Here is a 15695-nt window from a genome sequence, read left to right on the forward strand (position 1 = left end):
TAATAAAAAAGGTTGACAGGCGCATAACTTTTTGGTATAGTCTATAAATGTGGTAAGCACACAGCACAAAAAGTTATGCTGCCTTGGCTCAGTCGGTAGAGCGTCGCCTTGGTAAGGCGGAGGTCGGCGGTTCAAGTCCGCTAGGCAGCTCTTATAAAAACAAAGAGAAACAGTGGAGGAATCTTAGGGATAAGAGGACTTTGCTGTTTCTCTTTGTTTTCTACAAAGCAGAATGGACATATTTCCAGGAATGGTTTACACGGCACCGGATTTTAGTGTATCATAGGAATAACAGGGGAAAAGCAGATTTGGGAAGGAGGGAAGCTGCATATGAGAGAAAAAGTCATGCGTCTGGTTCTTTCTTTTTCCACCACTACCCATGCCATGGCAGCAGAAAAATGGTTTCAAGAGGAGGGGCTTCCCGGAAGGCTGATTCCTCTTCCCTCCAGTATTTCTGCGGAATGTGGGTTGGCGTGGTGTACCGATACAGGACAGAAAGCCTGTGTGGAAAAGGCGGTAAAGGAAGGACAGCTGCAAATACAGGAAATACATGAAGTCGAGTTATATGAAAGGAAAGAAAGATGAATACGAACATTGATGCAAAGGGTATGACCTGCCCAAAACCGGTCATTTTGGCAAAAAAGGCAATGGACGCCTGCAAAAAAGGAGAAAAGGTCTGCATACTTGTAGACAATCAAATTGCAGTGGAAAATCTGCGAAAACTGGCAGCCTCCCAGAAGGCAGACTATTGGTTTAAGAAAAAAGGGGAAAAGGAGTATGAGGTTGTTATTACCGTACAGGAAGAGTATACATCTGAAAATGCAGAAGAGGGAAAAGCTGCAGAATTAGCTTCATTGGAACTGGAAAGCTGTCAGATAAAGTCGCAAAAGAGAACCGTTGTGGTACTTTCCTCTGATAAAATGGGAGAAGGAGAGGAAGAGCTTGGAAAAATCCTGATTAAGGGTTTTGTGTATGCCCTGACACAGTTGGAGGAGCTTCCGGATTCTGTGCTGCTTTATAACAGCGGGGCTTTTTTGTCCTGTGAGGACTCTCCTGTGCTGGAGGATTTAAAGCTTTTAGAGGAAGAAGGCGTGAGAATCTGCACCTGCGGTACCTGTCTGGATTTCTATAAGTTAAAGGAAAAGCTGGCAGTAGGCGAGGTTGTGAATATGTATCAGATTGTACAGGTGCAGGCGCAGGCAGATTTAATTCTCAAACCATAAAGAAGGGGTGAAGCTATGAAGCCGATTATTGTAAGAGGCGGCGGAGATCTGGCAACCGGAACCATTCACCGCCTGTGTAAAAGCGGGTATCCGGTGATTGTTTTAGAGGATACAAGTCCATCGGCTATCCGACAGAAAGTTTCCTTTTGTCAGGCTGCTTATGAGGGAAGTATGGAGGTAGAGGGGATTGTGTGTCAAAAGGCAGATACCTTTTCAAAAGCCCTGGAAAAGGTAACGTGGAAGAACCCCATGCTTGTCATAGACCCGAAGGCAGCCTGCCTGAATCAATACCACCCCAATATTTTAATTGATGCCATTCTGGCAAAGAAGAATCTTGGAACACATCGCGGTATGGCGGATTTGACTATTGCTCTGGGACCGGGATTTACGGCAGGGGAAGATGTGGATTATGTGATAGAAACAAAGAGAGGGCATTATCTGGGAAGACGGATAGAGAAGGGAAGCGCCATTTCCAATACTGGTGTACCGGGCATTATTGGCGGATACGGAAAGGAGCGGGTGCTTCATGCTCCCTGTGCAGGCAGATTCAGGAGAATCCGGGAAATTGGGGACTGGGTCAATGCAGGAGAAGCAGTAGGCTTTATTGAGCAGGAGGCGGACAAAACAGAGGTATGCACTGAGATTTCCGGTGTGGTGCGGGGAATTTTGCAGGACGGATTTGTTGTGACCGAGCATTTTAAACTGGCAGATGTGGATCCCAGAAAGGAATCCAGGGCACACTGTAATCTGATTTCAGATAAGGCGAGATGCATTGCAGGTGGTGTGCTGGAATTGGTCTGCGCCTGGGAGAAAGGAATTCTGGAAAAGAAGTAAGCTATGAAGCTGTGTGAAATCATATCGTATTTGGGAGAAACACCCCGGAAAAATGTGGCATTTGCAGGAGCCGGGGGAAAAACCAGTTGTATTCTGGAGTTGGCAGATGCGTGGAGAGAACAGGGAAAAAAGGTATTGGTGACAACTTCCACCCACATGGAAAAGCCTGAAACTTTTCCGCTCCCCACTGTGATAGAGAACAGGGAAGAGAAGATTATGGAGGCTCTGAAGAAGAAGGGTGCAGTGCTGGCAGGGCTTCCTGCTTTGCAGGGTGGAAAAATCCAGGGGCTTCCTGTTGAAACTTATCAAAGGGTCTGCAAAGAGGCGGATTGTGTACTTGTAGAGGCAGACGGTTCCAGGCGTTTTCCTGTTAAAGTGCCGAAAAAAGGAGAGCCGGTGATTTATGAAAATATCACCCATATTTTGATTCTGGCAGGAGCGTCCGCCCTCGGACAGCCTCTTGACAGAGTTTGTCACCGACTGGAAGAGGCACAGGGGCTTTTCAGACAGATACAATGGGAGAAGGTATGGGACAGTTCTTTTCCAGTGACAGAGTCCCTGCTTGGAGGATTGTTAGAGGCAGGGTATATCCAGCCTTTAAAAAGAAGATTTCCTGATAAAAAGATTGCAGTGCTTTTAAATCAGGCAGATGTTCTGGAATCCCCTGAAAAGAGCAGGAAAAGATTGCAGGAAAAGCTTTCTGTTCCTGTATTCTTGCACGGGTGGCAAAAAAGGGTACATGGGATTGTTCTGGCAGCAGGGTTTTCCACACGGTTTGGAGAAAATAAGCTTTTGTATCTACTGGAGGGAAGACCTATGTATGACCATGTACTGAAACAGCTTTCCTGTCTGCAGGTAAAAAAGAAGCTGACATCCCTGACCCTGGTGACGCAGTATGAGGAAATAAAGCAGGCAGCCGGGCAGAGGAATGTTACAGTAGTGAAAAATGAGGACAGTTGCAGAGGAATTTCCTCTTCCTTAAAGCTGGGGCTTACGAAAGCTATGGAATCTGCAGAAAGGGAGAAGGAGCATTATTATATGTTTTTTGTAGCAGATCAGCCGTTTCTGCGACAGGAAACTATAGAAGAATTTCTGTCTGCTTTTTTGAAAACAGGAAAGGGCATTGGTTGTGTGTGCAGAGAAGGGATCAGTGGCAATCCGGTGATTTTTCACGAAAAATATGTACGGGAACTGCAGAGCCTGACAGGAGATGTAGGAGGAAAACGGGTTTTGAAAAGCCATATGGAGGACGTATTTTTCTATGAGGTTTCTGATGAACGGGAACTGAAGGATATTGACAGAAGAGAAGAACTGTAACACATTTTCTGTTCCTTTCTGTACTGGGTAATCAGAAAAGAAAATTTATATATTTGCAGCAAATTTATCGGGCATGCTCTGAGATTCAGAACTCAAAGCATGCCCGATTTGCATTTTATTCCGGATAAACCAGACGTTCCTCTGAGATATTGGTAAGCACCTGGTCTAAATATCGTTTTGCCAGCCAATTTGCCATGCCAAGATTCATGTCCAGATGATTTCCGCAGTCTTTGGCAGAAGCGCCGGGGACTTCATCGTGGAAATCACGGATAAAGGTGAACATTTCTGTGACAAGAGGCAGAATATCTTTAGAAGAGTAATCCCCCAAAAGCAGAAGATAAAAGCCGGTGCGGCAGCCCATAGGGCCAAAATATACAGTTTTTTCTCCGAACTGAGGGTGATTTCTTAAAAAGGTAGCGCCCAAATGCTCAATGGTATGTACCTCTGCAGTGTTCATAACCGGTTCGTCGTTGGGAGAGGTCATACGCAGATCAAAGGTTGTAATCACCTCAGAGCCTGCATGGTCTTTGCGGGATACATAAACACCTGGTTTTAATTTTATATGGTCAATGGTAAAGCTTGCAATTTTTTCCATACATAATCCTCTTTTCTGATTTTTTAAATCTTTTTTATTTTTCAGATTTTGGAATCTGACAGATTTATTATAAGCGGTTTCAGGAAAGGACGCAAGGAAAATCACAGGGGCGGGTTGTGAAAAACGGGGAAAGCGTGGTAAAATAGAACTGCAAAATTTTGAAACGGAGAACAGAGATGGAATTATTAGATAAAAATCGAAGAATACTGGACCGGGAGAGCGGAGGGCTATTCCCAGGTCAACCAGGGAGAGCTTGCCACAGAGCAGAGAAGAAAATGGAGAGAGCATTTAATCGCACATCTGGGAGGAAAGAAACCGGAAGAAACAAAAGTGCTGGATATTGGCACAGGACCAGGGTTTTTTGCCATTATTCTGGCAGAGGCGGGATATCAGGTAACCGCCGTGGACTATACAGAGGAAATGTTAAAAGAGGCAAAGAAAAATGCGGGAAATCTGGCAGGTAAAATCTGCTGGAAGCAGATGAATGCCCAGGAACTTTCCTTTGAAGACCATACCTTTGACGCCGTGGTGTCCCGAAATCTGACCTGGAATCTGGAAAATCCGGAAAAAGCCTATGGAGAATGGGTGAGAGTGCTGAAAAAAGGCGGTGTTCTTTTGAATTATGATGCAAACTGGTATCATCATCTCTTTGATGAAGAAAAACGCCGGGAATATGAAAACGACCGGGCAAGGGTAGAGGAATTGCAGCTTAGCGACCACTACATCTGCACGGATATTGACGCCATGGAAGAAATCGCAAAGGAAGTTCCGTTAAGCCGCATTGCAAGACCTGCCTGGGACAGGGAGGTTTTGGGGAAACTGTGCGTAAAACAGGTAAAAGCAGAGGAAGAAGCCTGGAAAGAGGTCTGGAGCGAGGAGGAAATGGCAAACTATTATTCCACGCCTATGTTTCTGATAATTGCAGAAAAATAGTAGAAAACAGAGCCAGAACAAGGTTGCTGACAGAAAAAAAACGTGCTAAAATAGACCAATAAAGGGAAATTGTAGTAGTTGGAGGACAAAAAGAGATGATAAATGACAAAAAAAGTTTTATTCAGCGGTATGCAGGCTACCGGAAACCTGACACTTGGGAATTATCTGGGAGCATTGAAAAACTGGGTAACTTTAAGTGATGAATACGAGTGCTTTTACAGTGTGGTGGACATGCATTCCATTACCGTGCGCCAGGATCCTGCAACCTTAAGAAAGAGAGCCAGAGCGCTTTTGACGTTGTATCTGGCAGCAGGTCTGGACCCGAAAAAGAACTGTATTTATTATCAGTCCCATGTATCCGGACACGCAGAACTTGCATGGATTTTAAATTGCTTTACTTATATGGGTGAGTTAAATCGTATGACACAGTTTAAGGATAAATCTGCAAAGCATGCAGATAACATCAACGCAGGACTCTTTACTTATCCGGTGCTTATGGCAGCCGATATTCTGCTGTATCAGGCAGATGTGGTTCCAGTGGGCATTGACCAGATGCAGCATCTGGAGCTGACCCGCGATATTGCCATTCGTTTCAATAATATTTACGGCGATGTCTTTACCGTGCCGGAGGCATATATTGGCAAGGTAGGGGCAAAGATTATGAGTCTTCAGGATCCGGCAAAGAAAATGTCCAAATCAGATGAAAATCCAAACGGTAGCATTTATCTTATGGACGACCCGGATACCATTATGAGAAAATGCAAGCGCGCAGTGACAGATTCTGAGGCATGCATTGCTTACAGAGAAGAGCAGCCGGGACTGAAAAACCTGATTGATATCTACTGCGCATGCATGGGAAAAACCCCGGACGAGGCAGTGGGGGAATTTGAAGGAAAGGGCTACGGAGATTTGAAAATGGCCGTAGGCGAGGCAGTGGTCAGCGTTTTAAAACCGCTGCAGGACGAAGTGGCAAGACTGGAAAAGGATAAAGCTTATCTGGATTCCATTATTAAAGAAAATGCAGAGAAAGCACAGTACTTTGCAAATAAAACTCTGAGAAAGGTACAGAGAAAGGTTGGTTTCCCGGACAGAATCCGGTAAAAGACAGGAGGTGTCTGTTATGACAGTTGAGGAAGTAGTTACGGTTCTGGCAATGCAGGAGGAAATTTTGCAGTTTAATCATTTCACCAATGAGGACGCATGGGCGCTGGGCAATTTGCTGGTAGCAGAAGCAAAGAAGCGGGATTTGGATACCACGGTGGAAATTCGGTTAAACAATGGGCATACGGTGTTTAAATATGCAGGCAACGGTACGACCTTAAACAATGAAATCTGGGCGGATAAGATGTTTGCTTCTGTTTCCCGTATGGAAAAAAGCACCATGCTGTTATACAGCGAACTGAAAAGAAGTGAAGAAACCATGGAGGATATTGGTCTTGGAAAAGAGGAATATTCCTGCCTGGGCGGCGGCTTTCCGGTGCGTGTAGAAGAAGTTGGCGTCATAGGCGCGATTATGGTGACAAATCAGAGTCATTTTATCAACCATGACATTATTGTGAAGGCAGTGAGCCGATACCTGCATGTAGATGAGGTTCCGCGCATCAGAGCTTTATAAAATTCAGAAAAATTTTAGAAAAACATCGTGGAATCGAATTGACAATTTGAAAATCAAAGTATAAAATGATAACAATTTATTCAGAGAGGGAGGACTTTTCATATGGATAAAAAAGCACCGGGAAAGGGATTTTTGAAGGTAGTAGGAATTTTGCTGATTATTGGAGGCGTGTTTGGGTTTATCGGGGCAGCGTCTAATGCCTTTGTGGTAAGCACACTGTCTAACGGTACATTGGATCCTGCGGTAACGGCTGTATATGAACAGGCAGGACTTACCGCAGAAACCTTTCAGGCAGGTATAATCCAGTCTGTGATTCAGGGCGTTCTGTATCTGGCAGCAGGAATTCTGGGGGTTGCAAACTGCAACAAAATCGAAAAAGCGAATATCTGCTTTATTTTTGGAATCCTTTTGATTGCCTATGTTCTGATTCAGGCGGGAATTGCTGCTGCAACAGGCGGCTTCAGCGCATTATCCGTGATTTCCATTCTGTTTTCTTTAATTCTTCCTTTGTTGTATTTCTGGGGAGCATTAAAGAACCGTCAGGCTATGCAGGATACAAAGAGCGGAACCAGTCTATAAGAAGACGAGAAAGTAAAGGGAAAATGGGGTTGTTGCATTAAGTGCAGTTTCATTAATGTGACAGCCCCTTCCTGTATCAAAAGCCAGATAAAGGAGAAAGGGAGAACGTATGGAACATCTGATTAAAGTAACCGATTTGTGCAAGGTTTACAATCCGGGGGAAAATGAAGTAAGGGCTTTGGACCATATCAATCTGAAAATTGACAGAGGTGAGTTTGTGGCAATTATCGGGCAGTCCGGTTCCGGAAAATCTACATTTATGAATATGCTGGGCTGCCTGGATACACCTACCTCAGGAACCTATTTCTTAAATGGGACTGATGTGTCTACCATGACAGACAATGAGCTGTCAGCAGTGAGAAACCGGGAAATTGGCTTTATTTTTCAGGGATTTAATCTGATTGCAAATCTGACGGCAGAGGAAAATGTAGAGTTGCCCTTAATTTACCGGGGAATTGACAAAAAAACCAGAAGACAGCTGGCAAGGGAAGCGCTGGAAATGGTAGGGCTTTCCCATCGTATGAACCACAAGCCTTCAGAAATGTCAGGGGGACAGCAGCAGCGTGTTGCCATTGCCCGTGCGATTGCTGCAAAGCCTCCGGTAATTCTGGCAGACGAACCTACCGGAAACCTGGATTCTGCTTCCAGCAAGGAAATTTTAAGCATTTTAAAGGATTTGCACAAAGGGGGAAGAACCGTCATTCTTATCACTCATGACGATGGCATTGCGGCAAGGGCAAAGCGCGTGGTGCGTATTATGGACGGAAAAATAGAATCGGACGTTATCAACCCGGCATTTGACAGTATGGAGGAAGAACATGAAAAAGGAAGTATTGAAAAATAAAAATGTGGTGATGCTTATTACCATAGGCGTAATTGTACTGGCAATCGCAGCGATTGCCCTGATTGGAAGCATGGCAGGAGGAGAGAAAGATGCCAAGCCTTCTGTGGAAGTGGTGTCTGTAAAAACCGGAAATGTCACACAGGAAGTAGATGCCACAGGAAATGTGGAAAGCGAGATAAAGAAAACCTTTTATTCTCCTGTAAACGCAACCATTCAGACTATGACGGTAGAATCTGGGGACAGCGTAGAGGCAGGAAAGAATATTATCGGTTTTAATCTGGAAAATCTGGAAGCAGAAAATCAGAAAGCAGAGTTGTCTTTAAAATCCGGTAAACTGGATATGCAGGACGCTCAGGAGCAGGCAAACCAGGCGGCAGGCAAGGTGGCAGATGCCCAGGCAGCCATTCCGGGGCTGGAGAGTGCCATTGCGGAAAAAGAAAATGAAATTGAGAGTCTGCGGCAGCAGATTGCGGACGCTCAGACAAATGCACAGAACGAAGCACAGGTTCAGATGGAGCAGGCTCAGAAAGATGCAGATGCAGCTTATGAAGCGGAAAAGGCGCAGGCGGAGCAGGAATATAATAAATTAAAAGAAGAATATGATAAAAAGTTAGAAGAAGTACAACAGTGCGAGCGTGAAAAAAATGATGTGGAAAGAGAATATGAACAGGCTAGTACTGATTATGAAGCTGGGAAGATAGATGAATCTCAGAGAGAAAAAATTGCAGATAAATATAATGATGCACTGGATAAATTAAAGCAAGCACAAGACTCTGTTCCTGAAAAACCAGTTAAAAAAGAAATAAACAAAGCAGATTACAGCATATCCATGGACGGACTTTCCGGAGGCGCAGCAGCCAACACGGCAGACCTTCAGGCGCAGATGGAATCCGCAGCTTCAGATTTGGCACAGCTTCAGTCTGAACTGGCTTCCAAACAGGCCATTGCAGAAAGCGATGTGACCGGACTTACTGGCGCGGCAAAAGAAAAAATGGCAATCACAAGCAATCTGGCAGAACTGGAAACCAAAAATCTGCAGGAGCTTTTAGAGGAAGGCAGAAAAGGAATCCAGGCAGAATTTAAAGGCGTTATTTCAGACGCAAGAGTAACCCAGGGCGCAACTGTAACCCAGGGAATGGAACTTTTCACTTTACAGAGTACTCAGGACGTGTGTGTGGACGCCAATGTATCCAAATATGACTTTGACAAGGTAAAAGAAGGACAGAAAGCAGAAATTACCCTTGGAGATAAAAAGTACAAGGGAACTGTGAAAAAGGTGAGCAAAATCGCTATTCCAAATGAAAAAGGAACACCGCTGATTGGCGTTACCATACATATTGATAACCCGGATGACAATATCTTTATCGGGGTAGAGGCAAAAGTAAGTATTCAGGCATCTGAGGCAAAAAATGTTCCGGTGCTTCCTGTAGAAGTCGTTAATATCGGAAAACAGGGTTCCTTTTGCTATGTGGTAGAAAACGGTAAGATTGTCAAAAAAGAGATTGAAACAGGCGTTACCTCTGATTCTATGGTGGAAGTGAAAAGTGGTCTGAAAAAAGGTGACCAGGTAATCAAGGATATGGGTACATATAGCGAGGGAGATAGCGTGACTGCGAAAGAGGCAGAGGACAGCAAGACTTCAAAGTAGCAGGAAAGGAAGAGAAAATGGGAAATATAATAGAATATGTCAAAATGGCGATTCAGAATATTCTTGCCAATAAAGGACGTTCCTTTCTTACCATGCTTGGAATTATCATTGGAATTGCTTCGGTCATTGCCATTGTTTCCATTGGTGAGGGTACCAAGAATCAAATGAACAGTGAGATTAACGACGTAGGCGGCGGACAGATTGCCATTAACTGCAGTCTGGACGCTATGAATCAGGAAATTTATATGACGCCTGAGGATTTGGACGCAATTCGTGAAATCGAAGGTGTGGAAGGTGTCACAGGAACGGACAGCCTTACCGGCGAAACCGTTACCGGTAAAGGAGAATTCAGTGTAAATCTTTCCATGGAAACCCAGGACGGAAATATTTTGATGAATTCTGCTATGAAAAGAGGCTCTTACTTTACAGAGGCAGATGTTACAGAGGGGCGCAATGTTTGTGTGATTTCTGACAGTGATGCAAAAAGACTGTTTGGTTCTGATGATGTAGTGGGAATGGAAATTGATGTGCAGAGTATGAGTCTGACGAAATCCTTCCGTATTGTAGGCGTGACAACCCAGAAAGAAAACGGAACTTTTGTAAGCTATACCTATGAAGGGATGCCGGTTTCTCTTTCCATCCCTTATACAGCGGCTAAGGATTTTCTGGGAGATACGGCAGACGATTTTTACTATATTATGGTGCAGGCAGATAAGAAGCTGGATTCCAAGGTAGTATCTGACAGAATTATCAAAGTTCTGGAACAGAAGCACCAGTCAGCCGGAGAGGATTATTTCCAGATACAGAGTTTTCAGGACGTTATGAAAATGATGAATCAGATGCTGGGAATGGTTACTGCGTTTATTTCCTTTGTAGCGGGAATCTCTCTTTTGGTGGGCGGCATTGGTGTTATGAATATTATGCTGGTGTCTGTAACAGAGAGAACCAGAGAAATCGGAATCCGAAAGGCATTGGGAGCAAAGACCTCTTCTATTATGATGCAGTTCCTGGCAGAATCTGCGATTCTCACTGTTATTGGAGGCATTATCGGAATTATCCTGGGAATTGCAGGCGGCTTTGGAATTTGCTCAGTGATTGGTTCCAGCCAGGGCATGACACTGACTCCCGGAATCAGTGTCAGCACGATTTTGATTGCAACTGCTTTTTCCTGTGCAGTGGGAATCTTCTTTGGAATTTATCCTGCAAAAAAAGCAGCATCTTTAAGCCCTATTGAGGCGCTTAGAAGAAATTAAAAAGAATAAAAAGTATGATAAAAAATGAGGTTATTGCGCTTGCAATGACCTCATTTGCTGAATCAGAGAAAAGGTTTTTTCATATCTTCGGGAAGGGGCGCTTCAAAGTGCATGGTCTCTCCTGTCATAGGGTGAGGAAAGGACAGGGCGCAGGAGTGCAGCGCCACTCGATGAATCTGTGAGAAATCGGGATAATAGAGATAATCCCCTAAAAGCGGACAGCCCAGATGCTTCATATGCACCCGTATCTGGTGAGTTCGTCCCGTTTCCAGAGAAAGTTCCAATAAAGAACAGTCCTTTCCTTCTTTCAGCACACGATAATGGGTCACTGCCCGTTCTCCTTTTTCAAAGTCCACGCAGCGTTCCATGACAGACCCTTCTTTTCGGGCAATGGGGGCGTCAACCGTGCCTTCTGAAAAGGGCGGTGTGCCTGCCACAACAGCCTGATAGGTTCTGTGGATTTCCCGGTTTTTCATCTGTGCGGAAAGAACAGATGCGCTGAGAGCGTGTTTGGCAAGAATGAGAAGTCCGGTAGTGTCCCGATCCAGGCGGTTGATACATCGAAAGACAAAGGACTCTCCCTTTTGGGCATAGTACCAGGCAACTCCATTTGCCAGGGTATTGTCATAATTGTTGATGGAAGGGTGTACCGGCATATCGGCAGGTTTGTTCAGCAGCAGAATGTCCTGATCCTCGTATACAATGGAAAGAGGCAGAGGGATGGGAACAATATTTTCAGAGGGTGCTTCCTCTGTTAAAGTGATTTTCAGAAGATCTCCTGCTTTTAGCGGAGTCCTGACATAAGCCCATTCTTCATTTACCAAAATCCCTTTTTCTGTTTTTTTCAGCCGCACCAGAATCTGATGGGAGCAGCCGATTCTTTTTAAATACTCCCCTGCATTGCAGGGGAGATCTGTGTCCTTAATATCATATTCAAAAATACGCTTCATAAAACATTCCTTTTGTACGTTTGCTTATTTTGATTTTACTTTATTCCAGAGTTCATTATAATAGCTGTCCACATCATCGCCTAAAAACTGGAAGGTTTCGCAGTTTTTCAAATCTTCCGGTTCAGGAAAAAGGATTTTGCTGTTTCGTGTTTCCTCATCTTCAATTAAGGCTCTGGCAGCCTTATTGGGTGTTGCATAGGTGAGATATTCAAAGTTCATCAAAGCAATGTCCGGACGGCACATAAAGTTAATAAATTTTTCGGCGTTTTCCTTGTTTTTGGCATTTTTGGGAATGACCCAGGAGTCAATCCAGACATTAGATCCTTCTTTTGGAATGACATACTCTAAATTGGGATTTTCCCGTTTGGTATATCCTGCTTCTCCGGAATAAATCACGCCTAGGGCAGCCTCGTTTCCAATCATTTTATCCCGCACCTGGTCAATGACATAAGCCTGTACCAGTGGCTTTTGCTTAATTAAATCGTCCTTTGCCTGCATGAGCTGTTCTACATCGCTGGAATTTAAGGAATACCCCAGCCTTTTTAAGGACACGGCAAAGGCGTCGCGGACAGAATCCTGCATGAGTATGCTGTCCTGATATTTGGGATTCCAGAGAATATCCCAGCTGTCTACAGGCTCATGAACCATGGTTTTGTTATATAGGATTCCCACAGTTCCCACACAGTAGGGAACCGAGTAGGCATTGTCCGGATCAAAGCTTTGGGACTGCTTCATATAAACAGGATCCATGTTTTTAACATTGGGAATGTTGTCCCAGTTTAATTCTGCCAGCAGATTATTTTTCAGCATACGCTGAATCATGTAGTCTGAGGGGCAGACCACATCGTAGGCGATAGCGCCGGAGAGGATTTTGGGATACATGATTTCATTGGTTTCATATTCTTCATAGGTAACGGCAATGCCGGTTTCCTTCTCAAAAAGCTCAACGCTCTTGGGATCCAGATAATCTCCCCAGTTGTAAACCACCACCTGTTCGCCGCTGCTCTTTCCAGAGCCTGCGAAATAATAGGCAGCGCCGCCGACTGCCAGAACTGCCACAAAGAGCAGGGGAAGGGCGAGCCGAAGTCCTTTTTGTATGGACTTACGGGAAGAAGTGGTTTTTACATCTTTGGCTTCCTTCGGGCTTATATTGACCAGTATCATCAGCACCAGCACACTGATGAACATCAGAGTGGAGAGAGCATACATTTCCGGCCGGATTCCCTTTCTGACCTCTGCATAAATCTTAGTGGAAAGAGTGTCTACCCCAGGTCCTTTGGTAAAGTGTGTGATGATGAAATCGTCCAGGGACATAGTAAAGGCCATTAAAAATCCTGAAACAATACCTGGCAGAATATCAGGAAATACCACCTTAAAGAAGGCGGATATGGATCCCGCGCCCAAATCCTGAGCTGCCTCATAGGCGCTTTTGCTGGTCTGCTTCAGCTTTGGCATAACACTTAAAATTACATAAGGAATACAAAAGGTAATATGGGACAGCAAAATCGTGGAAAAGCCCAGAGTCACTCTGCATGCAATAAACAAGAGCATGAGAGAAATGCCGGTGACAATCTCTGAATTTAAAATGGGAATGTTAGTAATTCCCATAAGTATGGTTTTGCCTTTGCCCTTCATGGCATTGATGCCAATGGAGGCTGCAGTGCCAAGAAAAGTGGCAATAGCGGCAGAGAGCAGGGCAATGAGCAGGGTGTTGTACAGGGCAGTCATAATGGCTTTATCCTGAAACAGGGACTGATACCATTTCAGTGTGAATCCGCCCCATTTTGTCCTGGATTTGGAAGCATTAAAGGACAGGACGATCAAAACCACAATAGGGGCATACATGAGGAAAAGAATCAGTCCAAGATAAAGATTTCGCGCTGCTTTTTTCATCAGAACATACCTCCTTCTCCGTTTTTATCGTATTTTCCAGTGAGAACCATGCTGATTAAAATAAAGACCATTAAAACCAGGGACAGTCCGCTTCCTACGTTCCAGTTGCTTCCCTGCTGAAACTGGCGGTCAATGACATTTCCAATCAGAAGAATTTTACTGCCGCCTAAAAGGTCAGAGATAACAAAAAGTGGTCAGAGAAGGCACGAAAACCATAGTAATACCGCTGATTACGCCCGGAAGGCTTAATGGAAAAATAATCTTCCGAAAGGTATAAAAGGAGGTGGCGCCTAAATCCCTGGCTGCAAAAATAACGTCTTTGTTAATTTTGGAGAGTGCATTGTACAGGGGCATTACCATAAAGGGCAAAAAATTATATACCATACCCAGGACAATAGCTCCGGGGGTGTTGATCATCTGCAGCAGTGGAAGATGGAAAAACCCCAGAATCTGATTGATGACCCCGTTTTTTTCCAGAAGGGTCTGCCAGGCAAGGGTTCTGAGCAGAAAATTCAGCCACATGGGGAGGATAAAAAGCAGCACCATAAAGCCGGTCTGGTTTATTTTCATATTGGTCAGCATTAACGCCAAAGGATATGCCAGCAAAAGACAAACCAGGGTGCTGATTACAGACAGCAGAAGAGAAAGGCACAGCGCCTTGAAGTTTTCTGCTGTTCCGATGGCAAGGACATTTTCAAAGGTAAAATGTCCTTCGCTGTTAGTAAAGCCATAGTATAAAATCATAGCCAGAGGAATGAGAATAAAGGCTATGGACCATAAAAGATAAGGGCCGGAGAGCAGTTTTTTCTTATTCATTGACTCCAATCGCCTCCTCGTCCTCGGATTCCGGCTTGTGCATAATCTGGATATCAAAGGGATTTACATGAATTCCCACCTTCTGTCCAACCGGAAACATATCTGTGCTGTGTACCAGCCATTCAAAGCCGTTTGCCTGTACTTCCATTTCATAATGTACGCCCTTGAAAATCAGGTGGGATACCACACCCTGTATAATGCCCTCCTCAGGAGCGAGTAAATCTACGTCTTCGGGACGGATTACTACGTCTACGGGCTCGCTTTTCCCAAAGCCTACGTCTACACAGGGGAATTTTGTCCCCAGAATTTCCACCAGCTTATCTTCCAGCATGATGCCGGGAAGGATATTGCTCTCCCCGATAAAGTCTGCCACAAAGGCATTCTGCGGCTCATTGTAGATATCCTCCGGGGTTCCCATCTGCTGGATATAGCCTTGATTCATAACCACAATGGTGTCTGACATGGTAAGCGCCTCTTCCTGGTCATGGGTGACATAGATAAAGGTAATGCCAAGCTCATTTTTCAGACGGATAAGCTCATACTGCATATCCTGGCGCAGCTTTAAATCCAGAGCGCCCAGGGGCTCGTCCAGAAGAAGAAGCCGGGGCTCATTTACAATGGCTCTTGCAATAGCGACACGTTGCTGCTGTCCGCCGCTTAAAGAATCGGGAAGACGGTTTTCATATCCCTCCAAATTTACCAGCTTTAAGGCATATTTTACCTTATCCCGAATATAAGCTCTGCTTTTTCCTGAAATTTTCAGGCCAAAGGCAATGTTTTCTTCAATGCTCATATGGGAAAACAGCGCGTATTTCTGAAATACGGTGTTGAGGTTTCGCTTATTTGGAGGAAGGTTGGTAATATCCTTGCCGTCAAAAATAACACGTCCGCTATCCGGGGATTCAAAACCGCCCAAAATCCGGAGCGTTGTGGTTTTTCCGCAGCCACTGGGGCCAAGCAGAGTGAGAAATTCATTTTCCCGTATGGAAAGATTCAGTTTATCCAGAATGACCTGCTCTCCAAAGCTTTTGGAGATGTCAGTTAAATTTACTAAGGTATGGTTCATGCCGCTTCTCCTTTGCATATAATCTTTATTCATTATACTAGAGGAAAAAATCATGTCAATATTGAATATGCATTGTATTAGAAAAAACTTTGTGGTAGAATGTCCATAGTGTAATGTACACTGGCGGTA

Annotated in this window: 15 protein-coding genes, 1 tRNA gene and 1 pseudogene; 12 read left to right on the plus strand and 5 right to left on the minus strand. The window is 44.5% G+C overall.

Annotated features, from left to right (window positions below):
* The first annotated feature begins 77 nt into the window (after positions 1-77).
* The 5 genes from DQQ01_RS05375 (at position 78) to yqeC (ending at position 3374) form a co-directional block, all read left to right on the plus strand.
* Positions 78-150 (plus strand) — tRNA-Thr (locus tag DQQ01_RS05375).
* A gap of 180 nt (positions 151-330) precedes the next feature.
* Positions 331-585 carry a putative Se/S carrier protein gene (locus DQQ01_RS05380; RefSeq protein WP_111919025.1) on the plus strand — a complete coding sequence of 85 codons (255 nt, stop codon included), beginning with the start codon at positions 331-333 and terminating at the stop codon, positions 583-585.
* A complete protein-coding gene (gene yedF, locus DQQ01_RS05385; protein ID WP_111919027.1) occupies positions 582-1223 on the plus strand; it encodes a sulfurtransferase-like selenium metabolism protein YedF in 642 nt (213 codons plus the stop codon). Before DQQ01_RS05380 ends, yedF begins: the two co-directional genes overlap by 4 nt.
* A gap of 15 nt (positions 1224-1238) precedes the next feature.
* The gene (yqeB, locus tag DQQ01_RS05390; protein WP_111919029.1) at positions 1239-2057 is read left to right on the plus strand and encodes a selenium-dependent molybdenum cofactor biosynthesis protein YqeB; all 819 of its coding nucleotides are present in this window, start codon (positions 1239-1241) and stop codon (positions 2055-2057) included.
* A 3-nt stretch (positions 2058-2060) separates the two neighbouring features.
* Complete coding sequence (gene yqeC / locus DQQ01_RS05395) at positions 2061-3374, plus strand: selenium cofactor biosynthesis protein YqeC (RefSeq protein ID WP_111919031.1); 1314 nt, start codon at positions 2061-2063, stop codon at positions 3372-3374.
* A gap of 115 nt (positions 3375-3489) precedes the next feature.
* On the opposite strand, the gene DQQ01_RS05400 is transcribed toward yqeC, so the two are convergent.
* Positions 3490-3969, minus strand: coding sequence for an S-ribosylhomocysteine lyase (locus DQQ01_RS05400; RefSeq protein WP_111919033.1), 480 nt, complete (start codon positions 3967-3969; stop codon positions 3490-3492).
* 195 nt (positions 3970-4164) lie between these two features.
* Between DQQ01_RS05400 and DQQ01_RS05405 the strand changes: the two genes are divergently transcribed.
* The 7 genes from DQQ01_RS05405 (at position 4165) to DQQ01_RS05435 (ending at position 10841) form a co-directional block, all read left to right on the plus strand.
* Positions 4165-4902 (plus strand): class I SAM-dependent methyltransferase, encoded by a 738-nt coding sequence (locus DQQ01_RS05405; RefSeq protein ID WP_330407725.1) that lies wholly within the window; start codon positions 4165-4167, stop codon positions 4900-4902.
* Positions 4903-5004: 102 nt separating this feature from the next.
* A complete protein-coding gene (trpS, locus tag DQQ01_RS05410; protein ID WP_111919037.1) occupies positions 5005-6003 on the plus strand; it encodes a tryptophan--tRNA ligase in 999 nt (332 codons plus the stop codon).
* Positions 6004-6022: 19 nt separating this feature from the next.
* Complete coding sequence (locus DQQ01_RS05415; protein WP_111919039.1) at positions 6023-6517, plus strand: heme-degrading domain-containing protein; 495 nt, start codon at positions 6023-6025, stop codon at positions 6515-6517.
* Between the two features lie 102 nt (positions 6518-6619).
* The gene (locus tag DQQ01_RS05420) at positions 6620-7096 is read left to right on the plus strand and encodes a hypothetical protein (RefSeq protein ID WP_111919041.1); all 477 of its coding nucleotides are present in this window, start codon (positions 6620-6622) and stop codon (positions 7094-7096) included.
* 109 nt (positions 7097-7205) lie between these two features.
* Positions 7206-7940 (plus strand): ABC transporter ATP-binding protein, encoded by a 735-nt coding sequence (locus DQQ01_RS05425; RefSeq protein WP_111919043.1) that lies wholly within the window; start codon positions 7206-7208, stop codon positions 7938-7940.
* Positions 7915-9588 carry an efflux RND transporter periplasmic adaptor subunit gene (locus DQQ01_RS05430; protein WP_111919045.1) on the plus strand — a complete coding sequence of 558 codons (1674 nt, stop codon included), beginning with the start codon at positions 7915-7917 and terminating at the stop codon, positions 9586-9588. The genes DQQ01_RS05425 and DQQ01_RS05430 overlap by 26 nt, the downstream gene beginning before the upstream one ends.
* 17 nt (positions 9589-9605) lie before the next feature.
* Positions 9606-10841: an ABC transporter permease gene (locus DQQ01_RS05435; RefSeq protein ID WP_111919047.1), complete on the plus strand. Its 1236-nt coding sequence runs from the start codon at positions 9606-9608 to the stop codon at positions 10839-10841.
* A gap of 62 nt (positions 10842-10903) precedes the next feature.
* Here the strand turns inward: DQQ01_RS05435 and DQQ01_RS05440 are convergent, their stop codons facing one another.
* The 4 genes and pseudogenes from DQQ01_RS05440 to DQQ01_RS05455 form a co-directional block, all read right to left on the minus strand.
* Complete coding sequence (locus tag DQQ01_RS05440) at positions 10904-11791, minus strand: RluA family pseudouridine synthase (protein ID WP_111919049.1); 888 nt, start codon at positions 11789-11791, stop codon at positions 10904-10906.
* A gap of 24 nt (positions 11792-11815) precedes the next feature.
* Positions 11816-13684, minus strand: coding sequence for an extracellular solute-binding protein (locus tag DQQ01_RS05445; RefSeq protein WP_111919051.1), 1869 nt, complete (start codon positions 13682-13684; stop codon positions 11816-11818).
* Positions 13684-14500: pseudogene (locus tag DQQ01_RS05450) on the minus strand (ABC transporter permease). Before DQQ01_RS05450 ends, DQQ01_RS05445 begins: the two are co-directional and overlap by 1 nt.
* The gene (locus DQQ01_RS05455; protein WP_111919053.1) at positions 14493-15566 is read right to left on the minus strand and encodes an ABC transporter ATP-binding protein; all 1074 of its coding nucleotides are present in this window, start codon (positions 15564-15566) and stop codon (positions 14493-14495) included. The pseudogene DQQ01_RS05450 and the gene DQQ01_RS05455 overlap by 8 nt, the downstream one beginning before the upstream one ends.
* Positions 15567-15695 lie beyond the last annotated feature (129 nt).

The organism is Blautia argi (assembly GCF_003287895.1).
Taxonomy (GTDB): Bacteria; Bacillota; Clostridia; order Lachnospirales; family Lachnospiraceae; genus Blautia; species Blautia argi.